This is a genomic window from Micromonospora sp. NPDC003816 (assembly GCF_042874705.1).
Lineage (GTDB): Bacteria > Actinomycetota > Actinomycetes > Mycobacteriales > Micromonosporaceae > Micromonospora.
Genome location: NZ_JBIANP010000002.1, coordinates 904617 through 928474 on the forward strand (window position 1 = coordinate 904617; position 23858 = coordinate 928474).

The following is a 23858-nucleotide window of genomic DNA, read 5'->3' on the forward strand; positions in this document are numbered from 1 at the left end:
CACGCGGTAACTCCCCGCGTGCTCACGTATGTGCCCGGCACGCGGCGGCGTACCACCCGACGCTCAAGGGCCTGCCACGCCCGGAGGTAATCCGGGAACGTGGCGGGCCCTCGACTCCGGCCGGTCAGCGAGGCCGGTTGTTCCAGTTGTAGAACGTCGGGATGTTCTCGAAGTGGTTCCAGGCGCAGACCGCGCTCGCCCCGTCGCCGCCCGCCACCTCCGCTCGTAGCCGTCGTGCGGCCTCCGCCTCCTGGAGCAGTGCGGTGAGCCCGGCAGCGGCCTCCCGCACCCGGTCGGTGACCCGGTCGGCCTCGTTACCCGTCACCCGCTCGGGCTCCCGGTGACCTGTGGTCTCGGGCATGATCCAACACTCCCTCCAGTAGGCGGATCTTGCTGTTGCGGCAGTGCTCGGTCTCCGTACCGTCGAAACGGCCCAGCTCGAAGTAGCGGTTGGCCGCGTGGCCTCCGCCACAGAAACCGAAGTACGGGCAGGACGAGCGGCAGGCTTCCACCCCGCTCAGGAACTCACCGACCCAGCCCGTGCCGGCCGCACCGGCGAGAATCGAGTGCAACGGTGTGGCCAGGACGTTCCCGCTGCTGAAGTCGCCGTGGCGCGGATCGGTGAATCCGGCCAGCTCCGGTGAGAGCACGACCACCGCGCCGTCGTACGCCACGGTGGGGATCGGGTCGAGACTGGCCGGCAACAGGTCGTCCGCCGTGCCGTCCAGGACCGCGGCGGCGTACCGCAGCGACCACTCGACCTCCCGCAGGTGGATCCGTGGCTCGCGTCGCCAGGCCGCGACCAGCTCGGCCCAGAAACCGGTCACCGCGGCGGCGTCGTGAGCGTTGTCACGGGTGTTGACGCCCTCGGTCTCCTCGATGTTGACCCCGAGCACCTCGCACCCGAGGTCGAGGAAGTAGGCGTACAACTCCGCCGCCCGCTCCGGCGACGGGTCGTTCACCACGGCCAGCGCCGAGAACGGCAGGTCGTGCCGGCGCAGCGTCGCCACACCCCGCACGATCCGGTCGTACGCCGGATGACCGGCCCGGGTGACCCGGTCCCCGTTACGCGCCCGGGGCCCGTCCACGCTGACGCTGACCCGGATCCGGTGCGTCACGAAGAACTCGCACCACGCGTCGTCGATCAGCGTGGCGTTGGTCTGCACGTGGTGTTCCACCTCGGCGGCGAACGGCGCCATCAGCGCCGCCAGTCGCTCCCGGCCCGCCGCGAGCGGCTCCCCGCCGTGCCAGACCACCGAGAACCGCCCGGAGGCGGCCCACGGGTTCACCGAGGCGGCCACCGCCTCCGCCACCGCCACCGGCATCCGCCGGTCCGCCGCGCGCAACGGCAGATAGCAGTACGCGCAATCCAGATTGCAGAGGGTGGTGGGCTGCATCACGACGTACGACGGGACGCCGGCCAGACCCCGCATCCCCCGCAACGACCGTCCCCGTGCAGCCATCGCCCTCCTCACCGGTTGACGGCTACCGGGCACACCACGGCACTGGCGCACCCACAGCTTCCGAAGCAGCGCCTCAAAGGCGAAGCAGCCTCTAAGGCTAGGCCGCGACGGCCACTTGGGTGAACCCCTGACCAGGTGGTTGGACGATCGGTGTCAGATGATCAGCCGCGAGTGTGCTGTCCGATCATCTGCACCTCACCGGTGCCCTCGATGATCTCGCCGGCCTGCCACGCGTCCACCCCGCGACCGGTCAGCGTGGCCAGCGCGCGGTCGGCGTCCTCGGCCGAGACGATCGCGAACATGCCGACGCCCATGTTGAAGGTCGCCTCCATCTCCGGGTCGTCGATCCGCCCCTTGGACTGGATCAGGTCGAAGATCGGCTGCGGCTTCCAGGTGGAGCGGTTGACCACCGCGTCCACGTGCTCGGGCAGGATGCGCACCAGGTTGCCGGGGATGCCACCGCCGGTGACGTGGGCCAGCGACCGCACCTCCGCCTCGGCGATCAGCTTGAGGCAGTCCTGCGCGTAGATCTTGGTCGGGGTCAGCAGCTCCTCGCCGAGGGTGCGCTGCCGGCCGAAGTCGTCGATCACCACGTCCAGCCGCATCCGGCCGGCGCCCAGCAGCACGTGCCGGACCAGGGAGTAGCCGTTGGAGTGCAGGCCGGACGAGCGCATGGCGATCACCACGTCACCCACCTCGACCCGCTCCGGGCTGAGGAGTTCGCTCTCCTCCACCACGCCCACGCCGGTGGCCGAGATGTCGTACTCGTCGGGGCGCAGCACACCCGGGTGCTCGGCGGTCTCCCCACCGAGCAGCGCGCAGCCCGCGTACCGGCAACCGTCGGCGATACCGGCGCCGATCTCGGCGACCCGGTCCGGCACGACCTCACCGGTGGCGATGTAGTCCAGCAGGAACAGCGGCTCGGCGCCGCAGGCCACCAGGTCGTCGACGACCATCGCGACCAGGTCGATGCCGACCGTGTCGTGGATGTCCAGCTGCTGCGCGATCACCAGCTTGGTGCCGACGCCGTCCGTGGAGGAGGCCAGGATCGGGTTCTTGTACTTCGTGGTGTCCAGCCGGAACAGGCCGGCGAAGCCGCCGAGGTCGCCCATCACCTCCGGCCGTCGGGTCTGCTTGACCTTGGACTTGAGCAGCTCGACCGCGCGGTCGCCCGCCTCGATCGACACGCCGGCGTCCGCGTACGAGACGGAACGTTTGCGAGCGGGGCGGCCGGTGCCGGCCGTCCAGGACTGACGGTCGCCGCCGCCGGTCGGGCTGCTTCCTGCGCCGCTGCGCTCGGACACGTGCGTCACGGTTCTCCCCTTAGTGGTTCTCGGCGGCCGCGTCGGCGGTGACCGGCGCCGCAGCCGGATGGTGCTACGGGCGGTGTGTGGTCGCCGACATCGTCACGTCGGTGCGGGGCGTCGTGCCGGCCTGCTCACCGGTGTCGACGTCGTCGTCGACGCGGTTCGCGACCCGGCGGCTGATCCCTTCGAGCACGTGCTTGCCGATCAGGTTCCCGACGGGCAACTCGATCGGGTACTCCCCGTCGAAGCAGGCCCGGCACAGCCGGGTCTTCGGCTGCTCGGTCGCGGCGATCAGACCGGGCAGCGAGACGTAGCCCAACGTGTCAGCGCCGATGGAACGCCGGATGCCCTCGTTGTCGAGGCCGTTGGCGAGCAGCTCGGCGCGGGTGGCGAAGTCGATGCCGTAGAAACAGGGCCAGGAGACCGGCGGTGAGGAGATGCGGACGTGCACCTCCACCGCGCCGGCCTCGCGGAGCATCCGGACGATCGCGCGCTGGGTGTTACCCCGCACGATCGAGTCGTCGACCACGACCAGGCGCTTGCCGCGTACGTTCTCGCGCAGCGGGTTGAGCTTGAGTCGGATGCCGAGTTGACGCAGGGTCTGCGACGGCTGGATGAAGGTACGCCCGACGTACGGGTTCTTCATCAGGCCGGCGCCGTAGGTGATGCCGGACTCCTCGGCGTAGCCGATGGCGGCCGGCGTGCCCGACTCGGGCACCGGGATGACCATGTCCGCCTCGACCGGGTGCTCCTTGGCCAACTGGCGGCCGATCTGCACCCGTGCCGAGTGCACGTTGCGCCCGGCGATGGTGGCGTCCGGGCGGGCGATGTAGACGTACTCGAAGAGACAGCCCTTGGGCTCGGGCGCGGCGAACCGGTTGGAGCGCAGCCCCTCGGCGTCGATCGCGATCAACTCACCGGGCTCGACCTCGCGGACCACGCTCGCGCCGACGATGTCCAGCGCCGCCGTCTCGCTGGCCACCACCCAGCCCCGCTCCAGGCGGCCGAGCACCAGCGGACGCACGCCGTGCGGGTCCCGGGCGGCGTACAGCGTGGTCTCGTCCATGAAGGCGAAGCTGAACGCGCCCCGCAACTGCGGCAGCACCTCCAGCGCGGCGGCCTCGACGGAGAGATCCGGGCGACTGGCCAGCAGCATGGTGACCAGCGAGGTGTCGTTGGTCGAGCCGTCGGTGCCCAGGCCACGCTCGGCGACCTCACGCTGGAGATCGGCGGTGTTGACCAGGTTGCCGTTGTGCGCCAGCGCGATCGTGGTGCCCGAGCTGGTGGCCCGGATGGTCGGCTGGGCGTTCTCCCAGGTCGAGGCACCGGTGGTCGAGTATCGGGTGTGGCCGATGGCGACGTGCCCGCGCAGGCTCGCCAACGTCGGCTCGTCGAAGACCTGGGCGACCAGGCCGAGATCCTTGTAAACCACCACGCCGGAGCCGTCGCTGACCGCTATCCCGGCCGCTTCCTGCCCACGGTGCTGCAACGCGTACAGCCCGAAGTAGGTCAGGTTGGCGACCTCTTCCCCCGGCGCCCAGACACCGAAGACGCCACACGCGTCCTGGGGGCCTGGTCGTTGGGGATCAAGGTCGTGGCTCAGCCGGCCGTCGCCTCGGGGCACCTGCCGCTCCCTCTTGCTGGTCTGGACTGGCCTGTCGGAGCCACCGGGGCCGCTCCGCGCTGCATCGGCCGGAACCACACTGTCGTCGCCTGACAGTGTACGCGAATCCATGTCGCCACATACAGTCACACTGATGCGGCGTAGTGTCATCGCGCCACACGCGTCACTCCAGTTCGAGCGGCAGGTACGCGGACAGATCCGCTCGCGCGCCACTCGCCCGTACGCGACCCTCCGTAACGGCCCGCTCCCAGTCGAGCCGTCCGGTGGCGAGAAGGACCCATGTCTGCGGATCCATCTCCACCGTGTTCGGCGGAGTACCGCGGGTGTGTCGTGGCCCCGGAACGCACTGAACTGCACCGTAAGGTGGGACACGCACCTCCACCGATCGGCCGGGGGCACGCTCCGCGAGGGTGGCCAGCAGGGCCCTGACCGCCGCACGAAGCACCGGCCGTTCGGGCGCGCGCCCCTCGTCGAGCGCCGACAGCACTGCGGCCACCGCAGCGGACTTAATGTACGGAGAGGACACGACGGGACGATACGGCGCGGTCGCCCGGCGCGTCACGATGGCCCTGGGTCGCGCCGATCCGACCCGACAAGGCATAGTTGCCGACGGCGTATTCGTACCGTGATGTTCCTTCGGCCGGCGCTCGCCGGTACGAGGAGGTCAGTCCGGAAGGCGGTGGACGTGTCAACACACCGACGAGCCTGGCAAAAGCGGGCCGGTGTGGTCGTGGCGCTGATTGTCGGTGCCCTGCTCGCCGTCCCCGCCACACCCGCACTCGCCGCGAACCCGGACGTCCAGATCACCAACCTGCCGAACGGCACTCTCCAGTCCGGACAGCAGACGTCGATGACGTTCCGCGTCAAGAACAACAACGAGCTGCCGACTCCGTTCAACATCTCCGTCAACGTCTTCAACGGGCTGAGCTGCCAGGGCGACTGCAACATCCCCGCGCGCGTGGTCGGGCCCAACGAAGAGGTCTCGATCACGGTCAACCTGGTCGCGGGCGACGTGGCGGCCGGTCAGGAGCGTTCCGGCAAGGTGCGGGTCTCCGCCCGGGCCGGCGGCGACCAGGGCGGCGACGAGCGCGACATGACGGTGCGCGGGCCCAACCCCGCGCCCACCTCCCAGGCACCGCAGACGGTGCGCTCCATCGCGGGCAAGGTCGTGGCGCGCTCCGGTGACGGGGTGCCGAACGCGTACGTGCTGCTGGTGGACAGCGCCGGCCGTCAGCGGGACACCACCAGCGACGGCAACGGCAACTTCCGCTTCACCGGCAACAGCGGCAACCCGATCGCGCCCGGCCGGGTCGACATCGGCGCGAGCAAGGACGACATCCGGGCCACGGTGAGCTTCACCGCCAACGCCGGCCAGCAGATCACCGGGCGACGGATCACCCTCGCCATCGAGACCTCGGCCAGCCCGAGCGCCACCCCCTCGGAGAGTGTTTCGGCGGAGCCGACCGAGGACCCGTTCGCGGACGACGCCACCGACGAGACGGACGCGCCTCCCGGCGACGCTCCCGCCGCCCAGGCCCCGGCCGGCAACGAGAGCTCCGGCGGCTTCGGCAACTGGCTGCTGATCCTGCTCGGCGGGCTCTTCGTGGCGATCGGTGTCGGCACGATCGTGCTGCTCTGGATGAAGCGCAAGGAGAACGAGGACCCCGATCCCGACGGTGAGCCCGTCGCCGGGGCACCGGCCGGTGCGGTTCCCGCAGCCCGTGGCTCGTTCGCCGGGGCGGACGACCAGACCCGGGTGGTGAACCGGGTCGGCTCCGCTCCGGATCCGACCATGGTGGGCGGTCCGGGCCTGGCCAACGCGCCGACGATGATGCACCAGCCGGTGGTCGACGACGTCCCGCCGGACCCGTACGGTGCGCCTCCGCAGCCGTACGGCGCGGCGGGCGGTTCGGGGCAGCAGGCATGGTCGGGCGGTTACGGCGACGAGCAGGGCGGCGGCTACGGCGGCGGTCCGGGCTACGGCAACGCCCCGTCCTCCGGTGGCGGCTACGGCAACGCACCCTCCTCGGGCGGGGGCTACGGCACCAGCCCGTCCTCGGGTGGCGGCTACGGCAGTCGTGACTACGGCGCGGGCGGCAGTGGGTCGGAGTACCCGCCGGCCGGTGCCGGTGGTGCCGCCGGCTACGGCGAGCGGTACGACGAGCCGACCGGCCGCTACCAGGGCGACGACACCCGTTACCCGGCGCCTGCCGACCCGTACGCGACCGGCGTCTACCAGCCGGAGGGCGGCCAGGGTTACGGCCAGCCCGAGCCTGGTGGCTACGGTCGCGGCGAGCCCGGTGGTGCCGGCTACGGCCAGGGCGAGCCCGGTGGCTACGGCCAGGGCGGCGACGCCACCCGAGGCTACGGCCAGGGCGACCCGACCGGCGGTTACGGCCAGGGCGGGCCCGGCGGCTACGGCCAGGGCGGCGGTGACGCCCCCCGGGGCTACGGCCAGGGCGACCCGACCGGCGGTTACGGTCAGGGCGGCGACGCCACCCGTGGCTACGGCCGGGGTGAGCCGACCGGCGGCTACGGTCACGGCGCGGAGCCGACCGGCGGCTACGGCCAGGGCGCCGGTTACGGCCAGGAACCACCGCAGCAGCGCGGCGGCTACGACAACTACAACGAGCCCACCGGTTACGCCCCGGGTGGCTACGGCCAGGGCGGCGGCTACGGCCAGGAACCACCGCAGCAGCGCGGCGGCTACGACAACGCCTACGAGCAGGGCGGCTACGGCCAGGGCGGCGGCTACGGCCAGGAACCGCCACGCCAGCGCGGTGGCTACGACAACGACTACGAGCAGCAGCAACAGGGTGGCGGCTACCACAGCGATCCGGCGCAGAGCGGTCGCGGTCGGCCGGACGGCCCGGGACAGGAGCGGGGCGGTCGCCGGCTGGACTGGATGGACGACTGACCACCCGGACCTCGTATCCCGCTGACGCGGAGGCACCATCGACGAAGGGCCGTGGACCTTCCGGTCCACGGCCCTTCGTCGATGGTGGATCGGTCACGTGTCCGCAGTGATCGGTCGGAACGGTCAGGCGGCGGAGTAGACGCCCTGCCGCAGGAGCGGGACCACATTGGAGGCGTCGACCCGTACCGCGACCTCGACATCGTCGGGGAAACCGGCCTCGATCAGCTCGCGACCGGACACGCAACCCCGGACCGCCGCAGGCACATCCGGCGTGCTGGCCAGCGAGGCGAGTGCCATTGCCGCCTCCACCGACAGACCACCCGGCACTCCGGAGATGGCGTCCAGTACGCAGGCCGCACCGAGCTGGTCCTCCACCGCCGGCCTGAGCGAGCCGTCCGGCCACTGCTCACCGGCGGCGACCACGCCGATCGGATCGGTGGTCGAGCCGTACCCCTGGCGCAGCAGCCAACTCCCGACGGCGCGGGCGTTACGCAGGTTGGCCGCCACCACCGGCAGGCCGGTGGCGCTGGCGGCGGCGCTGATGGCCGATCCGTTCGGGGAGGGCAGCACCAGTTCGGCGACGAAGGGTGCCCGGCTCAACGCGGCAGGCGACAGCGACCACGGATGTTGCGCGGTCTGCCGCCGACCGGTCGCGACCACCGCACCGATCCGCTGTGCGTAGTCGGCGGCCTGGGCGCCCCAGGGGAACGGGTGCACGCGCATCCCCCGGCCGACGGCAACCTCGACGGTGGTGGTGAACGACAACACGTCCACCACCACCAGTGCCGCGCAGACCCGGCCGAGTTCGGCCGCTCCCGCGAGGCCCCAGTCGAACCGGGCTCCCGATCCGGGTTGGGCGAAGACGGCCGAGGCCACCGCCTCAGCGCTCGTCGGATGCGGCAGGCTGCTCAGTGGCACCGGGCTGCGGAGCTTCGGCGCCAGCCTGGTCGACCGGCGCGTTCCCGGCCGTCGAGGTCTCACCGGCGGCGTTAGCCCGGACCGGCGGCGTCGCCCGCTCGGCCGGCCGCTCGTCTACCGACTCGTCCTCGTCCTCGGCACCCGCCGTCGTCGGCTCCTCGGATGCGACGACCGGGCTGTCGGTCGCCGGCACCTCGTCCGCCACCGCCGCCTCGTCCACCACGTCGGCGGTCTCCGGCGTCGCGTCGGCGCTCGGAGCCACCTCGGCGACCGGAGCCGCCTCGGCGGCGTCGGCGGTCGGGGCGACGTCGGCCTGGGCCGACGTCCCGACGGCCTCCGGCGCGGTCACCTCGAACGGCTGCACGCCCCCGAAAAGCTTGGGCAGGGTGCCGGTGTGCGCCTCGCGCAGCTCGTCCAGCTCGACCCGGAACTGGCCGTGCACCTCGAGTGCGGCGGCGGTGGAGTCGGTGACCCCGATCAGCTCCCACGGCACACCGTGCTCGGCGCAGAGCGCGGTGAACGCCTTCTCGTGCCCGCGCGGCACCGAGACCAGCACCCGACCGGCGGACTCGCTGAACAGGAAGACGAACGGCATCGAGCCGCCCTCGAACCGTTCCGGCACCGCGATCCGCGCGCCGACGTTGTGGCGCAGGCAGGACTCCACCAGGCTCTGCGCGAGACCACCATCGGAGAGGTCGTGCGCGGAGCTGAGGTGACCGACCCGGGAAGCGGCGGCCAGCAGCCCGGCGAGCTGCTTCTCGCGCGTCAGGTCGACCTGCGGGGGTACGCCGCCGAGGTGCTCGTGGGTGACCCAGGCCCACTCCGAGCCGGAGAGCTCGACGTGCGTCTCGCCGAGCAGGAAGAGCTGGTCGTGTTCGTTGGTGGGGTGCGCGACGAAGCCGGACGCCACCCGTTCGGCCACGTTCTCCAGCACACCGAGCACGCCGACGACCGGAGTCGGGTGGATTGCCGCCGCACCGGTCTGGTTGTAGAAGCTGACGTTGCCGCCGGTGACCGGGATGCCGAGTTCGGCGCAACCGTCCGCCAGACCGCGTACGGCCTCGGCGAACTGCCACATCACGCCCGGGTCCTCCGGCGAACCGAAGTTCAGGCAGTCGGTGACCGCGATCGGCGTCGCACCGGTGACCGCGACGTTGCGGAACGCCTCGGCCAGCGCCAGCTTGGCGCCGTGGTACGGGTCGAGCCGGGCGTACCGGCCGTTCCCGTCGACCGAGAGCGCCACGCCCAGGCCGGTCTGCTCGTCGATCCGGATCACGCCCGAGTCCTCCGGCTGGGCGAGCACGGTGTTGCCCAGCACGTAGCGGTCGTACTGCTCGGTGACCCAGGTCTTGTCGGCCAGATTCGGCGAGGCGATCATGCGCAGCAGGGTCTCGCGCAGCGCGTCCGGGTCGGTCGGCCGGGGCAGCGTCTCGGCCCGGTCGGCCTGGAGCAGGATCAGGTCGGCGGGCTCCCGCATCGGGCGGGCGTAGACCGGGCCGTCGTCCACCAGCGACCCCGGCGGCACGTCGACCACCAGGTGGTCCCGCCAGGTGATCAGCAGCCGGCCGGGCTGCCCGTCCTGCTGCGGCGCGGTGACCTCGCCGATGGCGGTGGCCAGGACGCCCCACTTCTCGCAGGTCTTGAGCACGGCGTCGAGCTTGTCCGGCTCGACGACCAGGAGCATCCGCTCCTGCGACTCGCTGGCGAGGATCTCGTGCGGCTCCATCGACGGCTCGCGCAGCGGCACCCGCTCCAGCCAGACCCGCATGCCGGTGCCGGCCGCCGCGGCGGTCTCGGTGAGCGCGCAGGTCAGCCCGGCGCCACCGAGGTCCTGGATGCCGGCGACGAGCTGGGCGTCGTACAGCTCCAGGCACGCCTCGATCAGCAGCTTCTCGATGAACGGGTCACCGACCTGCACCGACGGGCGGCGCTTCTCGCTGCCCTCGGTGAAGGTGGCGCTGGCCAGCACGGAGACACCGCCGATGCCGTCCCGGCCGGTCTTGGCGCCCATCAGCACCACGACGTTGCCGGGGCCGACGGCGGCCTTGTTCTGCAGGCGACTGACCGGCAGGACGCCGAGGCAGAGCGCGTTGACCAGCGGGTTGCCCTGGTAGCAGGGGTCGAAGACGACCTCGCCGCCGATGTTGGGCAGACCGAGGCAGTTGCCGTACCCGCCGACTCCGGCCACCACGCCGGGCAGCACCCGGGCGGTGTCGGGGTGGTCGGCGGCACCGAAGCGCAGCGGGTCCATCACCGCCACCGGGCGGGCACCCATGGCCAGGATGTCGCGGACGATACCGCCGACGCCGGTGGCGGCACCCTGGTACGGCTCGACGAAGCTGGGGTGGTTGTGCGACTCGACCTTGAAGGTCACCGCCAGCTCGTCGGAGATCTGCACCACACCGGCGTTCTCGCCGATGCCGGCCAACAGCCGGTCGCTGGGCGGAGCCTTCTCGCCGAACTGCCGCAGGTGGACCTTGCTCGACTTGTAGGAGCAGTGCTCGCTCCACATGATCGAGTACATCGCCAGCTCGGACTGGGTCGGCCGGCGGCCCAGGATGTGCCGGATGCGGTCGTACTCGTCGTCGCGGAGCCCGAGCTCGGCGTACGGCTGAAGCTCGTCCGGGCTGCCGTCGGCGGCCGGGACGGTGTCCACCCCGCCGGTCCAGTCGGTGGCCTCCTGCGCGGCGGCGTGCCGGGGCGGGGCGACCGGGGACGCGGCGGCAGCCGGGTTCGGCTGGACCGGCGCGGCCGGGTATGCCTCCGGGGTCTCCCGTACCGGGTCCGGATGCGTGGTCATGACATCTCCTCGTTGCGCTCGCCGCCGGGGAGGCGGGTGAGCTGACCGTTGATCCCGCAGCCGACGGTCACGCCGGCGCCCCCACCAGGTGCTTGAGCACCGAGGTGAAGAAGCCGAGGCCGTCGAGGGAGGGGCCGGTGAGGGCCTCCACCGCGTGCTCGGGATGCGGCATGATGCCGACCACATTGCCGGCGGGGTTGGTGATCGCGGCGATGTCGCGCTGCGACCCGTTCGGGTTGCCGCCGAGGTACCGGGCCACCACCCGACCCTCGGCCTCCAGCGCGTCGAGCGTCGCCGGGTCGGCGACGTAGCAACCCTCGCCGTTCTTGACCGGGATCAGCACCTCCTGGCCGGGCTGGAACGCGTTCGTCCAGGCCGTGCCGGTCGCCTCGATCCGCAGGACCTGGTCCCGGTTGCGGAAGTGCAGGTGCTGGTTGCGGGTGAGCGCGCCGGGCAGCAGGTGCGCCTCGCAGAGGATCTGGAAGCCGTTGCAGATGCCGAGCACCGGCAGACCACCGGCTGCGGCGTCGACGATCTTCTCCATCACCGGGGCGAACCGGGCGATGGCGCCGCACCGCAGGTAGTCACCGTAGGAGAAGCCGCCGGGCAGGACGACCGCGTCCACCCCGTGCAGCTCGGCGTCCCCGTGCCAGAGGCGGACCGGCTCCGCGCCGGCGATCCGGACGGCCCGGGCCGCGTCCCCGTCGTCGAGCGAGCCGGGGAACGTCACCACACCGACCCGGGCGGTCACGAGCGGGCGTCCGCGGCTTCGTCGGCCTCGACCAGGTGGACGGTGAAGTCCTCGATGACCGGGTTGGCGAGCAACTTGTCGGCGATCTCCCGGGCCCGGTCCAGGTCCGGTTCACCGGTGAAGTCGATCTCGATCCGCCTGCCGATCCGTACCGAGGCGACGTCGTTGACGCCGAGCCGGGGCAGCGCGTTTGCGACGGCCTGGCCCTGAGGATCGAGGATCTCGGGCTTGAGCATGACGTCGACGACGACGCGAGGCACTGGGCACTCCTGACTGTGTACGCAGTTGGGTGCCGACCCACAACGGGCGAGCGCAGCCAGCCTACCTGGCAGATACGGCGCCAGACGCACCGGCCGGACGCGGTCCCGGCGGTGTCCGACCGTACCCGCGTGGGGCCTTCGGGACCGATACGGGTTCGTTGCAGTCTCGATACGGGTTCGTTGCCGGACGGCCCGGTCCGGGCAGGTTTCACCCCCCTCCAGGCGGTCGACGGGCCCTGATCGGCCCGATCCGGCCCCCCTTCCCCGACGCCAGCGAATCCGACTGTTACATCCGGCTGTTTCGATGAACCTCTTGTGAAACACCTCACCGGGCCCTACGGTACATCGTCAGACGTCGATTAACTGTCGTCGCGGTGGCGGTTCACCCCCTCCCGCCAGCGCAGATCGACTCGGTCAACCCGGGTCGCCACACCCCGAAGGAGCCCTACCGATGCGCATCCGATCCCTGATCGTGGCCTTCGCCACAGCCATGGTCGGCGTCGTCGGCGCCAGTTCCGGCGCCGTCGCCTCCCCCGTCAGCCCGTACATCATCGGCGGCAGCACCGTCTCCTCCGCGCCGTGGGCGGCAGCGGTGTTCAGCAACGGCTCGTTCACCTGCTCCGGCACGATCATCGCGCCCCAGTGGGTGCTCACCGCCCAGCACTGCATCGGCAGCAACATGTCCGTCCGGGTGGGCAGCGTGTACCTCTCCTCCGGCGGCGTCACCCGCACGGTCAGCGCCACCTACGGCCGCTACGACCTGGCCCTGATGCGGCTCTCCAGCACGGTGAGCACCAGCTACGTCACGCTGGCCAGCAGCAACCCGCCGGTCAACTCCACCAACTCGATCTACGGCTGGGGCCGGACCTGCTACAGCGGCTGCGCGGCCTCCCCCCAGCTCAAGACCGCGTCGGTCCGGGTGACCAGCACCGGCGTCACCGACGCGTACGGCGGGCAGGCGATCCGGAGCACCCGGATCAACGGCAACGCCTGGCGGGGCGACTCGGGCGGTCCGCAGTTCTACAACGGCGCGCAGGTCGGCGTCGCCTCGACGGCCGACGGGGTGAACATCCAGAACTACGGCAGTGTCGCGTTCAACCGTGCCTGGATCACCTCGGTGGCCGGTGTCTGACGGTTAGCGCCCGGTCGGCGCGGATGGTGGGCTGCGCGCCCGCCGTCCGCGCCGCGTCGTTTTGCAGCATCCGTTCAGGTGAACAACCCTCGCGTTGGCGACCCGCACCGACTGCCAGCATCAGAAACGTGCTGGTCGTGACGACGGACCAACTTCCCGGCTACGAGATCCGCCAGATCCTCGGCGAAGTGGTCTCCTCCATGGCCAGGACCCGCAACCCCTACCGCGAGGGGGTGAAGAACCTGCGCGGTGGCGCGTACGACCCGTCCGCACCGGACAACCTCACCCGCTGGCGTACCGACTCGGTGGCGCGGCTCGGGGAGGAGGCCCGACGGCTCGGCGCGAACGCGGTCGTGGGGATGCGGTTCGACAGCCGCGACTGCGGCGAGATGTGGATGGAGATCTGCGCCTACGGCACCGCCGTGATCGTGGCACCGAAGATGCCCGACGTGATGCCGCCGGACCAGCCCCTCGTGGCGGCCGAGACCGCCCAGGACCCGTCCTTCGCCGAGACCCCGGGCGGCATCGCCGAGCCTGCCAGCGCTCCCAACCTCAGCTCCGCCGCCGAAACCCCCACCCGCGACTGACACCCATCCACCCCACCCACCCCACCCACCCCCACCGCCCCTGGGTCGGCCGGTGGCGTTGATCAAGAAGTTTGGGTCCTCCGGAGCACTCCTGGGCGACCCAAACTTCTTGATCAACGCCTGCGTCGGCGGGGGTGGGGGGTGGGGGGTGGGGGGGTGGGGGGGTGGGGGGAGGGGGGTTAGAGGATTGGTGGGGGGGTGTAGGTGGCGGCGTGTGGGTGGGACTGGACGATCTTGGAGATCCGGGTGGTCACCGCCTGGATCTGGGCGGGGGCGGCGCCGACGAAGGCGGCCCGGTCGGCGACCAGGGCGTCGATCTCGGCGCGGGTGAGGCCCAGCCGGGAGTCGGCGGCGAGGCGGTCGAAGAGGTCGTTGTCGGGCGCACCCTGCTCACGCATGGCGAGCGCCACGGCCACCGCGTGCTCCTTGATCGCCTCGTGGGCGGTCTCCCGGCCCACGCCCCGACGCACCGCCGCCACCAGGATCTTGGTGGTGGCCAGGAACGGAAGGAAGCGCTCCAACTCCCGGTTGATCACCGCCGGGTACGCGCCGAACTCGTCGAGCACGGTGAGGAACGTCTGGAACAGCCCGTCGGCGGCGAAGAAGGCGTCCGGCAGGGCCACCCGGCGGACCACGGAGCAGGAGACGTCCCCCTCGTTCCACTGGTCGCCGGCCAGCTCGCCGACCATCGACAGGTACCCCCGGATGATCACGGCGAAGCCGTTGACCCGCTCCGACGAACGGGTGTTCATCTTGTGCGGCATCGCGCTGGAACCCACCTGGCCCGGTTTGAAGCCCTCGGTGGCCAACTCCTGCCCGACCATCAGCCGGATCGTGGTGGCCAGCGAGGAGGGTGCGGCGGCCACCTGCGCCAGCGCGGCGATCACGGCCATGTCGATCGACCGGGGGTAGACCTGCCCGACGCTGTCCAGCACCCGCTGGAAGCCGAGGTGCTCGGCGACCCGCCGCTCCAGCTCGGCCACCTTCTCGGCGTCGCCGTCGAAGAGGTCCAACTGGTCGGCGGCGGTACCCACCGGCCCCTTGATCCCGCGCAGCGGGTACCAGGAGATCAGGTCCTCCAGCCGCTCGTACGCGATGATCAGTTCCTCGGCGGCCGACGCGAAGCGCTTGCCCAGCGTGGTGGCCTGCGCCGCGACGTTGTGCGAGCGCCCGGCCATCACCACGTCCGCGTACTCGTGGGCGTGCCAGGCGAGCCGGGCCAGCGTCGCCACCACCCGGTCCCGGATCAGCTCCAGCGAGCGACGCACCTGGAGCTGCTCGACGTTCTCGGTGAGGTCCCGCGAGGTCATCCCCTTGTGCACGTGCTCGTACCCGGCGAGCGCGCTGAACTCCTCGATGCGGGCCTTCACGTCGTGCCGGGTGACCCGCTCCCGGGCCGCGATCGAGTCGAGGTCGACGTCGTCGAGCACCCGCTCGTACGCCTCGACCACCCCGTCGGGCACCGGCACGCCGAGGTCCCGCTGGGCCTGGAGCACGGCCAGCCAGAGGCGACGTTCCAGCCGGATCTTCTCCTCCGGCGACCAGAGGGCGACCAGCTCGGGCGAGGCGTACCGGTTGGCGAGCACGTTCGGGATCGTCGTCACCCCGCCATTCTCCCGATGCCGCCGCCGCCCGCCCCGACCGGGTACGGCCGGCGACCCGGAGGTCAGCGTTCCAGGATCGCGGTCACGCCCTGGCCGCCGGCCGCGCAGATCGAGATGAGTCCCCGGCCGCTGCCCTTCTCGGCGAGGAGCTTGGCCAGGGTGGCCACGATCCGGCCGCCGGTGGCCGCGAACGGGTGCCCGGCGGCCAGCGAGGAGCCGTGCACGTTGAGCTTGTCGGTGTCGATGGTGCCGAGCGGGGCGTCCAGACCGAGCCGGTCCTTGCAGAACTCCGGCGACTCCCACGCGGCCAGGGTGGCCAGCACCTGCGAGGCGAACGCCTCGTGGATCTCGTAGTAGTCGAAGTCCTGGAGGGTGAGCCCGGCCCGGGCCAGCATCCGGGGCACCGCGTACGCGGGGGCCATCAGCAGGCCCTCGTCGCCGTGCACGAAGTCCACCGCCGCCGTCTCCGACCAGGTGAACCAGGCCAGCACCGGCAGTTGGTGTGCGGCTGCCCACTCCTCGCTGGCCAGCAGCACGGTGGAGGCGCCGTCGGTGAGCGGCGAGGAGTTGCCGGCGGTCATGGTGGCCCGCTCGGCGTCCGGGCCCTTGGCACCGAAGACCGGCCGCAGCGTGCCGAGCTTCTCCAGCGTGGTGTCGGCGCGGAGGTTTCCGTCGCGGGTGAGCCCCAGGTAGGGGGTCATCAGGTCGTCGAAGAACCCCTTGTCGTACGCGGCGGCGAGCCGCTGGTGCGAGCGCAGCGCCAGCTCGTCCTGGGCCTGCCGGTCGATGTTCCAGCGCAGCGCGGTCTGCGCGGCGTGCTCGCCCATGGAGAGCCCGGTACGCGGCTCGGCGTTGCGGGGGACCTCCGGCTGGAACGGCTGGGCCGGGCGCAGCTTGGCGGCGATCCGCAGCCGCTCGCCCAGCGTCCGGGCCGAGTTGAGCCGGAGCAGCGTGCGCCGCATGTCCTCGTTGACGGCGAGCGGGGCGTCGGAGGTGGTGTCGACACCGCCGGCGATGCCGACGTCGAGCTGACCGAGGGCGATCTTGTTGGCGACCAGGATCGCGGCCTCCAGGCCGGTGCCGCAGGCCTGCTGGATGTCGTACGCCGGGGTGCGCGGGTCGAGCTTCGAACCGAGCACCACCTCGCGGGTCAGGTTGAAGTCCTTGGCGTGTTTGAGCACGGCTCCGGCGACCACCTCGCCGACGCGCTGCCCGGCCAGGCCGAAGCGGGCGACCAGCCCGTCCAGGGCGGCGCCGAGCATGTCACTGTTCGAGGCGCTGGCGTACCGCGAGTTCGAGCGGGCGAAGGGGATCCGGTTGCCGCCGATGACCGCGACCCGTCGAACCTTCTGCACGATCCGCCTCCTCAGGAGTGTTGCCGTACCTTACCCGCCAGTAGGCTACGCCTATGACCGACAGGTACGCGAGTTTTGTCCAGTCGAGCGCCGGTCGAGCGCTGGTCAAGCGCCTCGGGCTACCCGATCCGCCACGACTTCGCCGACATGCGCCGGGTGAGCCGATCCTCCCCGGGCCGGTCCTGCTCGGCACCTCCACCGGGGGCCGGCTCGCCGAGCCGGTCGGCAGGATCCTGACCGGCGCCGGGCTCGCCCTGCGCGATCCGGCCACCGCCGCACCGGACCCCACCTCCGGCCGTACGCCGACCAGCTCCGCCCTGGTCTACGACGCCACCGGCATCACCGACTCGACCGGGCTGCGGCAACTGCACGACTTCTTCCACCCGCAGGCCCGGGCGGTGCAGCCCAGCGGCCGGGTGATCGTGTTGGGCACCCCGCCCGCCGAGTGCGACACGCCGCGTGAGGCGACCGCCCAGCGGGCCCTGGAGGGGCTGACCCGCAGCATCGGCAAGGAGTTCGGACGGGGCATCACCGCCCAACTGGTCCACGTCACGCGGCAGGCCGACGAGAGCACCTGGACCAGCCTGGACGCGACCCTGCGGTTCCTGCTCTCCGGCCGCTCGGCGTACGTGTCGGGGCAGGTGATCCGGGTCGGTGCCGGCCGGGCGAGCGCACCGGTGGACTGGGACCGCCCGCTGGACGGGCAGGTGGTGCTCGTCACCGGCGCCGCCCGGGGCATCGGCGCGGCACTGGCCCGGGTGCTGGCCCGGGACGGGGCGACGGTGGTGGCACTGGACGTGCCGGCCGCCGGGGACGCGCTGGCCGGCGTCGCCAACGAGATCGGCGGCAGCGCCGTGCAGCTCGACCTGACCGCCGCCGACGCGCCGGCCCGGCTCGCCGACCACCTGGCCGAACGACACGGCCGGGTGGACGTGGTGGTGCACAACGCCGGCATCACCCGCGACAAGACCCTGGGCCGGATGGACGCCGACCGCTGGGACCAGGTCATCGACGTCAACCTGTCCAGCCAGGAACGCATCAACGACGTGCTGCTGGACCGGGGCCTGATCCCGGACGGCGGGCGGATCGTCGGCGTCTCCTCGATCGCCGGGATCGCCGGCAACCGGGGCCAGACCAACTACGCGACCAGCAAGGCCGGCGTGATCGGGCTGGTCGACGCACTGGCCCCGGCACTGCGCGACCGGGGGATCAGCGTGAACGCCGTCGCGCCCGGCTTCATCGAGACCCGGCTCACCGCCCGTGTCCCGCTGGTGCTGCGCGAGGCGGGCCGCCGGATGAACAGCCTCTCCCAGGGTGGGCTGCCGGTGGACGTGGCGGAGACCATCGGCTGGCTGGCCTGGCCCGCCTCGGGCGCGGTCAGCGGTAACGTGGTCCGGGTCTGCGGCCAGAGCCTGCTGGGGGCGTGATGGCCACGCAACGGGAGCGGGTGGCGCTGTCCGCACTGCCGGCGGCCGGGCCGTTATACCGGCAGGCCCTGCTGAGCGCGGTGCCGGGGCGCGGCGGGCGGCGGACGGACGAGGTGCCGGCGGTGGAACTGGCCGTCGACCGGGTGGCCGTGGATCCGGACCGGTTGGCCGACTACGACCGGGTGTGCGGTTTCCGGCTCGCCGACCGGTTGCCGGCGACCTTCCCGCACGTGGTGGGCTTCCCGCTGGCGCTGCGCCTGATCAGCGCACCGGACTTCCCGATCCCGCTGACCGGGGTGGTGCACGTGGCGAACCGGATCACCGTGCACCGCCCGGTCACCGTGGCCGACCGGCTGGACTTCACCACGTGGGCGGAGCACCTGCGCCCGCACGACCGGGGGCGCCAGGTCGACGTGGTCCTCGTCGGGTCGGTCGACGGCGAGGAGGTGTGGCGCGGCGTCTCGACGTACCTGGGCCGGCAGCGCACTTCGGGTGGCGGCGAACGGCGCGACCCGGGTGACCGTCCCACGCCGCCGGCCGCGTCCGCGCGGTGGCGGGTCGAGCCCCGGGTGGGTACGGACTACGCGCGGGTCTCCGGCGACCACAACCCGATCCACACCTCGCGGCTGGGCGCGAAGCTGTTCGGCTTCCCCCGGCCGATCGCGCACGGGATGTGGAGCAAGGCCCGCTGCCTGGCGGCGGTGGAGAACCGGCTGCCCGAGGCGTACACGGTCGACGTGGCGTTCAAGCTGCCGGTGCCGTTGCCGAGCACGGTGGCGTTCAGCGCCACGGCGGCCCGGGCCGGGTGGGACGTCGCGCTGCACGACCAGCGAGGTCGACCGCATCTGGTGGGCACGATTCGCTGAGGTGAGGGTCGGGCACTTGCCCGGCCCTCCTTTTCGCGCTAGGTTGTTCTCACATAGAGATGTTCTCAGAGTGAGAGTGATCGAGCGTGAACGAGCAGGACTTCCTCGCCTCCTACGACCCACGGGCCTACCCGGCCGTGGCGGTCACCGCCGACGTGGTCGCGCTGACCATCCGGGACGACGCGCTGCACCTGCTGCTGATCCGCCGCGCCGAGCCGCCGTACGCCGGACACTGGGCACTGCCCGGCGGCTTCGTCCGCCCGGACGAGGACCCGGCCACCGCCGCCCGGCGGGAGCTGGCCGAGGAGACCGGGCTCGGCGGGGAGCGGCTGCGTCGCGTCCACATGGAGCAGCTCGCGAGCTACGGCGCGCCCGAGCGCGACCCCCGGATGCGGGTCGTCTCCATCGCCCACCTCGCCTTCGCCCCCGACCTGCCGGACGCCACCGCCGGCACCGACGCCGACGAGGCCGGCTGGGTGCCGGTCGCCGAGCTGCCCGGCCGGGAACTCGCCTTCGACCACCGCCGGATCGTCGACGACGGGCTGGAGCGGGCCCGCTCCAAGCTGGAGTACACGCCGCTGGCCACCCGGTTCCTCACGCCCGAGTTCACCATCGGCGAGCTGCGCACCGTCTACGAGACGGTCTGGGGTCACCCGCTGCACGCCGGCAACTTCCACCGCAAGGTGCTCTCCGTGCCCGGCTTCGTGGAGAGCACCGGCGCCAACACCGAACGCGGCGGCAGCCGGGGCGGCCCGCGTGCCCGCCTCTACCGGGCCGGCGACGCCCGGCTGCTGCACCCGGCGCTACTGCGGCCCGCCCGGGAGGAGACGGTGCGATGAGGACCGACGAGGCAATCCGCCTGGTCACCGCTGCCCGCGACGACCACGACCTGTTCGGCGCCGACGCACCGGAACGCCGCTACCGGGAACTGGTCACCGCCCTGCACCCCGACCGGCTGGACCGGACCGCCCCGGGCGTACGCGCCGAGGCCACCGAGGCGTTCGTCCGGGTCACCACCCGCTGGCGCGCCCGCCGGGTCACCGTCCTGCGCGGCTACCACTGCGGCGCACCGGCGTACTCGGGTGACCTCGCCGACCTCTACGACGTCGGCGGGGACCGGCTGCTCAAACTGCCCCGCGAGGTCGGCGACAACGACCTGATGATCCGTGAGCAGCGCGCGTTGCGCCGACTCGCCGACCACGGCGACCCCCGCTGGCTGCCGTACGTGCCCCGGCTGGTCGACACGTTCGCGCACCGGGACCCCTCCACCGGGGCGGAACGCCAGGTCACCGTCCTCGCCACCGCACCCGGCCTGCGCAGCCTGGTCGACGTGCGGCAGGCGTACCCGGACGGGTTGGACGCCCGCGACGTGGCCTGGATGTGGCGACGGCTGCTGGTGGCGCTCGGCCTGGCCCACCGGGCCGGCGTCGTGCACGGCGCGGTGCTGCCGCCCCACGTGCTGATCGAGCCCGACGCGCACGGTGTGGTGCTGGTCGACTGGTGCTTCGCCACCGAGCCCGGCGGCGTCGTGCCCGCGCTGGTCCCGGACCACCAGGAGTGGTACCCGGCCGAGGTCACCGGGCGTCGCCCCTGCGGGCCGGGCACCGACATCGACATGGCCACCCGGTGCATGACCTGGCTGATGGGGCACCGGGCCCCGCACGAGCTGCTCGCCTTCGCGGCGGGCTGCCGACAGCGATCGCTGTCGGGCCGCCCCGACGACGCCTGGCGACTGCTCGGCGAACTAGACGAGGTGCTGCACCGGCTCTACGGGCCGCGCACCTTCCGACCCTTCACCCTCACCCCCTAAGGAGGCTGCCATGGGCAGCGGAATGTGGTCCACCGACGTGTACACCGCCGCCGACCGGTACCGCCGGGCCACCGGCAAGAGCGCGTTCTCGTACAGCGACAGCGGAGCCAAGGTGGTGCACCCGCAACTGGACCCGCGTGGCGCGACGCGGGAGAGCCGTGACTCGGCCGAGCACCCGCGGTCGACCCCGGTCACGGTGCTGTTCGACGTGACCGGCTCGATGGGGCACGTGCCCCGCACCCTCCAGGCCAAGCTGCCGCAACTGCTGGGACTGCTGCTGCGCCAGGGGTACGCCCGCGACCCGCAGATCATGTTCGGCGCGATCGGCGACGCCACCTGCGACCGGGTGCCGTTGCAGATCGGCCAGTTCGAGTCCGACAACCGGATGGACGAGGACCTCGGACGGATCGTGCTGGAGGGCGGCGGTGGCGGCCAGATGATGGAGTCCTACGAACTGGCGCTCTACTACATGGCCCGACGGACGGTCACCGACAGCTGGGAGAAGCGGGGCCGACGCGGCTACCTCTTCATCATCGGCGACGAGCTGGCGTACCCGTCGGTCAAGGCCGCCGAGGTGGCCCGCCTGATCGGCGACAACCCGCGCGAGGACGTGCCGGTGCGGCAGATCGTCGACGAGGTGACCCGCCGCTGGGACACGTACTACCTGCTCCCGGCCGGCAGCCACTACTCGGGCAACCGCAAGGTGCTCGACTTCTGGCGCGGCCTGCTCGGCCAGAACGCCCTGGAGCTGGACGACCTCGACGCGGTCTGCGAGACGATCGCGCTCACCGTCGGCCTCGGCGAGCAGGCCATCGACCTCGACACCGGCCTGCGGGACCTGGACCGGACCGGCTCGACGGCCACCCGCACGGTGTCGAAGGCGCTGGCCCGGCTGAACGGCGCGCGCCGCGCCGAGGTGGCCGAGCTGCCGGCCACCCGCACCACCGGCGGCGGGGTCGTCCGGCTGTGAACGAGCCGATGACCGTCACGCGCCCGGGTGTCCCGGCACCCGGGCGCGGCCCGGCAGGCGGGTTGGCCAGCGGGCCGGCGGACCGGTTCACCGGGGGCTCGGCCGGCGGGGCGGGTCCGGAGCACGCGATCGTGGTCGACCTCGGGTACGGCGACGCCGGCAAGGGCACGGTCGTGGACTGGCTCTGCGCCACCCGGCCGGTGCACACCGTGGTCCGGTTCAACGGGGGTGCGCAGGCGGCGCACAACGTCGTCCGGCCCGACGGCCGACACCACACCTTCGCGCAGTTCGGTGCCGGCACCTTCCACCCCGGCGTACGCACCCACCTGTCCCGGCACGTCGTGGTGGACCCGCTGGCGCTCGCCGCCGAGGCCGACCACCTCGCCGCCGTCGGGGTGCCCGACGCGTTCGACCGGTTGACCGTGGACGGGGCGGCGCTGCTGGCCACCCCGTACCACCGGGCCGCCAACCGGGCCCGGGAGACAGCCCGGGGAGCCGACCGGCACGGTTCCTGCGGGCAGGGGGTGGGCGAGACCGTCGCGTACGGGCTCGCCCACCCCGACGAGGCACCCCGGGTCGCCGACTGCCGCGACCCGGAGGTGCTGCGCCGACGGTTGACCGCACTCCGGGACCGGCTCACCGCCGAACTCGGGCCGCTGGATGCCCCACCGGTCGCGGACTGCCTGCCGGCGTACCGGGCCTTCGCCGAACGGGTGGCGATCGTCGACGGCTCCTGGCTGGCCGGGGCGCTGCGGGCCGGGCCGTGCGTGTTCGAGGGCGCCCAGGGGGTGCTGCTGGACGAGTGGCACGGCTTCCACCCGTACACCACGTGGAGCACCACCACCTTCGCCAACGCCGAGGCTCTGCTGGCCGAGGCCGGGCAGGGCGGATCGGCGCTGCGGATCGGGGTGCTGCGGACCGTCACCACCCGGCACGGTCCAGGACCGCTGGTCACCGAGGACCCGTCGCTGCCGCTGACCGACCCGCACAACGCGACGAACCACTGGCAGGGCCGCTTCCGGTTCGGCCACTTCGACGCCGTCGCGCACGCGTACGCCCTGGCGGTCGCGGGCGGGGTGGACGGCCTGGCGCTGACCCACCTGGATCTCACCGAACGCGATCTCGACCTGCGCATCTGCCGCCGCTACGACGGCCTGGACCGGCTGGTCCCGGGTCCGGCCGGCGACCTCGACCGGCAGGCCGCGCTCACCGCCCGCCTGCTGCGGGCACGCCCGGTCTACGACGCCGGTCCGGCAAACTGGCCCGAGGCGGTCGGCGAGGCGCTCGGCGCTCCGGTGCTCCTCACCTCGCACGGCCCCACCTCTGCCGAGAAGCACGTTCGTAAGGAAGGGCACCTTATTAACGCCTGGTGTAGAGGAAGGGCCCCTTCCTAACAGTCCGTGCCCTGAGCATGGAGACATGGAGGCCGCGCTCGACCTGCTCCGACAGACACTCACCTCACCCTGGGTGTACCTGCTGATCTTCGGGCTCACCGCCGTCGACGCGTTCTTCCCGCTGGTGCCCTCCGAGGCGGCGGTCATCAGCGTCACCGTGCTCGCCACCGGCGGCGAGCCGAACCTGGCGCTGATCGTCGTGGCGGCCACGCTCGGCGCGACCGTCGGAGACCACATCTCGTACGGGATCGGACGCGGAGGTGGGTCGCGCCGGCTCGACCACTCACCGGTGGACAGCCGGCGCCGGGCCGGTTCGGAATGGGCCAGGCGGGCGGTCGACCGGCGCGGCGGCGTCATCCTCATCGCCGCCCGTTACGTCCCGGGCGGGCGGACGGCGGTCACCCTGGCCATGGGCGCCGTCCGTTACCCGCTGCGCCGGTTCTTCCTCTTCGACCTGATCGGCTGCGCCTCATGGGCGGTGTACTGCGTCCTGCTCGGCATCTTCGGCGGACTCGCCTTCGAACAGCACCCGCTGCACGGCATCCTGGCCGGCATCGGGCTCTCGGTCTCGGTGACGCTGCTGGTGGAGCTGATCCGCTGGCTCCGGCACCGGGCGCACCGGCGGGCGGCGAGCGGTGCGGACGGCGGCTGTTAACAGGGGACCCCGCTACTA

The 23858-nt window shown here is 72.3% G+C and carries 21 protein-coding genes; 10 read left to right on the forward strand and 11 right to left on the reverse strand.

Annotation, left to right across the window (positions count from 1 at the left end):
• Positions 1 to 124: 124 nt before the first annotated feature.
• The 5 genes from amcA to ACFYTT_RS10035 form a co-directional block, all read right to left on the reverse strand.
• Positions 125 to 361, reverse strand: coding sequence for a multiple cyclophane-containing RiPP AmcA (gene amcA / locus ACFYTT_RS10015; protein WP_131051419.1), 237 nt, complete (start codon positions 359 to 361; stop codon positions 125 to 127).
• Positions 315 to 1433, reverse strand: coding sequence for a cyclophane-forming radical SAM peptide maturase AmcB (amcB, locus tag ACFYTT_RS10020; protein WP_343232748.1), 1119 nt, complete (start codon positions 1431 to 1433; stop codon positions 315 to 317). Before amcB ends, amcA begins: the two co-directional genes overlap by 47 nt.
• A 191-nt stretch (positions 1434 to 1624) precedes the next feature.
• Entirely contained in the window at positions 1625 to 2776 is a 1152-nt protein-coding gene (gene purM, locus ACFYTT_RS10025) for a phosphoribosylformylglycinamidine cyclo-ligase (RefSeq protein ID WP_131051417.1), read from the reverse strand.
• 64 nt (positions 2777 to 2840) lie between these two features.
• Entirely contained in the window at positions 2841 to 4394 is a 1554-nt protein-coding gene (gene purF, locus ACFYTT_RS10030; RefSeq protein WP_236145569.1) for an amidophosphoribosyltransferase, read from the reverse strand.
• A 163-nt stretch (positions 4395 to 4557) separates the two neighbouring features.
• Positions 4558 to 4890, reverse strand: a complete 333-nt coding sequence (locus ACFYTT_RS10035) for a sterol carrier family protein (protein WP_387258478.1) — start codon at positions 4888 to 4890, stop codon at positions 4558 to 4560.
• A 234-nt stretch (positions 4891 to 5124) separates the two neighbouring features.
• Here ACFYTT_RS10035 and ACFYTT_RS10040 point away from each other — a divergent pair, with 234 nt between their 5' ends.
• Positions 5125 to 7311 carry a carboxypeptidase-like regulatory domain-containing protein gene (locus tag ACFYTT_RS10040; RefSeq protein ID WP_387258480.1) on the forward strand — a complete coding sequence of 729 codons (2187 nt, stop codon included), beginning with the start codon at positions 5125 to 5127 and terminating at the stop codon, positions 7309 to 7311.
• 123 nt (positions 7312 to 7434) lie between these two features.
• Here the strand turns inward: ACFYTT_RS10040 and ACFYTT_RS10045 are convergent, their stop codons facing one another.
• The 4 genes from ACFYTT_RS10045 to purS all read right to left on the reverse strand — a co-directional run bounded on the left by ACFYTT_RS10045 (position 7435) and on the right by purS (position 12040).
• Positions 7435 to 8187, reverse strand: a complete 753-nt coding sequence (locus ACFYTT_RS10045; RefSeq protein WP_387258675.1) for a 2-phosphosulfolactate phosphatase — start codon at positions 8185 to 8187, stop codon at positions 7435 to 7437.
• A 4-nt stretch (positions 8188 to 8191) separates the two neighbouring features.
• On the reverse strand, positions 8192 to 11029 hold the full coding sequence (gene purL, locus ACFYTT_RS10050) for a phosphoribosylformylglycinamidine synthase subunit PurL (protein WP_387258481.1): 2838 nt from the start codon (positions 11027 to 11029) through the stop codon (positions 8192 to 8194).
• 67 nt (positions 11030 to 11096) lie between these two features.
• Positions 11097 to 11780, reverse strand: a complete 684-nt coding sequence (gene purQ, locus ACFYTT_RS10055) for a phosphoribosylformylglycinamidine synthase subunit PurQ (protein ID WP_131051413.1) — start codon at positions 11778 to 11780, stop codon at positions 11097 to 11099.
• Positions 11777 to 12040 (reverse strand): phosphoribosylformylglycinamidine synthase subunit PurS, encoded by a 264-nt coding sequence (purS, locus tag ACFYTT_RS10060; protein WP_131051412.1) that lies wholly within the window; start codon positions 12038 to 12040, stop codon positions 11777 to 11779. Before purS ends, purQ begins: the two co-directional genes overlap by 4 nt.
• A 451-nt stretch (positions 12041 to 12491) precedes the next feature.
• On the opposite strand from purS, the gene ACFYTT_RS10065 reads away from it, so the two are divergent.
• Positions 12492 to 13172: a DUF1986 domain-containing protein gene (locus ACFYTT_RS10065; RefSeq protein ID WP_131051411.1), complete on the forward strand. Its 681-nt coding sequence runs from the start codon at positions 12492 to 12494 to the stop codon at positions 13170 to 13172.
• A 23-nt stretch (positions 13173 to 13195) separates the two neighbouring features.
• Positions 13196 to 13759, forward strand: coding sequence for a YbjQ family protein (locus ACFYTT_RS10070; RefSeq protein ID WP_357214579.1), 564 nt, complete (start codon positions 13196 to 13198; stop codon positions 13757 to 13759).
• Positions 13760 to 13938: 179 nt separating this feature from the next.
• Here the strand turns inward: ACFYTT_RS10070 and purB are convergent, their stop codons facing one another.
• Positions 13939 to 15363: an adenylosuccinate lyase gene (purB, locus tag ACFYTT_RS10075; RefSeq protein WP_387258483.1), complete on the reverse strand. Its 1425-nt coding sequence runs from the start codon at positions 15361 to 15363 to the stop codon at positions 13939 to 13941.
• A 62-nt stretch (positions 15364 to 15425) separates the two neighbouring features.
• The gene (locus ACFYTT_RS10080; RefSeq protein WP_131056420.1) at positions 15426 to 16718 is read right to left on the reverse strand and encodes an acetyl-CoA C-acetyltransferase; all 1293 of its coding nucleotides are present in this window, start codon (positions 16716 to 16718) and stop codon (positions 15426 to 15428) included.
• A gap of 53 nt (positions 16719 to 16771) precedes the next feature.
• On the opposite strand from ACFYTT_RS10080, the gene ACFYTT_RS10085 reads away from it, so the two are divergent.
• From ACFYTT_RS10085 to ACFYTT_RS10115, 7 genes are all read left to right on the forward strand, one after another.
• Complete coding sequence (locus ACFYTT_RS10085) at positions 16772 to 18145, forward strand: 3-oxoacyl-ACP reductase (protein WP_387258485.1); 1374 nt, start codon at positions 16772 to 16774, stop codon at positions 18143 to 18145.
• Positions 18145 to 19011: a MaoC/PaaZ C-terminal domain-containing protein gene (locus ACFYTT_RS10090; RefSeq protein ID WP_387258487.1), complete on the forward strand. Its 867-nt coding sequence runs from the start codon at positions 18145 to 18147 to the stop codon at positions 19009 to 19011. Before ACFYTT_RS10085 ends, ACFYTT_RS10090 begins: the two co-directional genes overlap by 1 nt.
• 86 nt (positions 19012 to 19097) lie before the next feature.
• Positions 19098 to 19850: an NUDIX domain-containing protein gene (locus tag ACFYTT_RS10095; RefSeq protein WP_387258489.1), complete on the forward strand. Its 753-nt coding sequence runs from the start codon at positions 19098 to 19100 to the stop codon at positions 19848 to 19850.
• The gene (locus ACFYTT_RS10100; protein ID WP_387258491.1) at positions 19847 to 20821 is read left to right on the forward strand and encodes a serine/threonine protein kinase; all 975 of its coding nucleotides are present in this window, start codon (positions 19847 to 19849) and stop codon (positions 20819 to 20821) included. Before ACFYTT_RS10095 ends, ACFYTT_RS10100 begins: the two co-directional genes overlap by 4 nt.
• A 10-nt stretch (positions 20822 to 20831) precedes the next feature.
• Positions 20832 to 21791 carry a hypothetical protein gene (locus ACFYTT_RS10105; RefSeq protein ID WP_387258493.1) on the forward strand — a complete coding sequence of 320 codons (960 nt, stop codon included), beginning with the start codon at positions 20832 to 20834 and terminating at the stop codon, positions 21789 to 21791.
• Between the two features lie 128 nt (positions 21792 to 21919).
• Positions 21920 to 23185, forward strand: coding sequence for an adenylosuccinate synthetase (locus ACFYTT_RS10110; protein WP_387258676.1), 1266 nt, complete (start codon positions 21920 to 21922; stop codon positions 23183 to 23185).
• A 25-nt stretch (positions 23186 to 23210) separates the two neighbouring features.
• Positions 23211 to 23840 (forward strand): DedA family protein, encoded by a 630-nt coding sequence (locus ACFYTT_RS10115; protein ID WP_131054697.1) that lies wholly within the window; start codon positions 23211 to 23213, stop codon positions 23838 to 23840.
• Positions 23841 to 23858: the final 18 nt, after the last annotated feature.

Coding starts and splice junctions, on each gene's coding strand:
- amcA (WP_131051419.1), bottom strand. CDS start 361: ATGCCCGAGACCACAGGTCACCGGGAGCCCGAGCGGGTGACGGGTAAC.
- amcB (WP_343232748.1), bottom strand. CDS start 1,433: ATGCGGGGTCTGGCCGGCGTCCCGTCGTACGTCGTGATGCAGCCCACC.
- purL (WP_387258481.1), bottom strand. CDS start 11,029: ATGACCACGCATCCGGACCCGGTACGGGAGACCCCGGAGGCATACCCG.
- ACFYTT_RS10065 (WP_131051411.1), top strand. CDS start 12,492: ATGCGCATCCGATCCCTGATCGTGGCCTTCGCCACAGCCATGGTCGGC.
- ACFYTT_RS10070 (WP_357214579.1), top strand. CDS start 13,196: ATGGTGGGCTGCGCGCCCGCCGTCCGCGCCGCGTCGTTTTGCAGCATC.
- ACFYTT_RS10085 (WP_387258485.1), top strand. CDS start 16,772: ATGACCGACAGGTACGCGAGTTTTGTCCAGTCGAGCGCCGGTCGAGCG.
- ACFYTT_RS10090 (WP_387258487.1), top strand. CDS start 18,145: ATGGCCACGCAACGGGAGCGGGTGGCGCTGTCCGCACTGCCGGCGGCC.
- ACFYTT_RS10100 (WP_387258491.1), top strand. CDS start 19,847: ATGAGGACCGACGAGGCAATCCGCCTGGTCACCGCTGCCCGCGACGAC.
- ACFYTT_RS10105 (WP_387258493.1), top strand. CDS start 20,832: ATGGGCAGCGGAATGTGGTCCACCGACGTGTACACCGCCGCCGACCGG.
- ACFYTT_RS10115 (WP_131054697.1), top strand. CDS start 23,211: ATGGAGGCCGCGCTCGACCTGCTCCGACAGACACTCACCTCACCCTGG.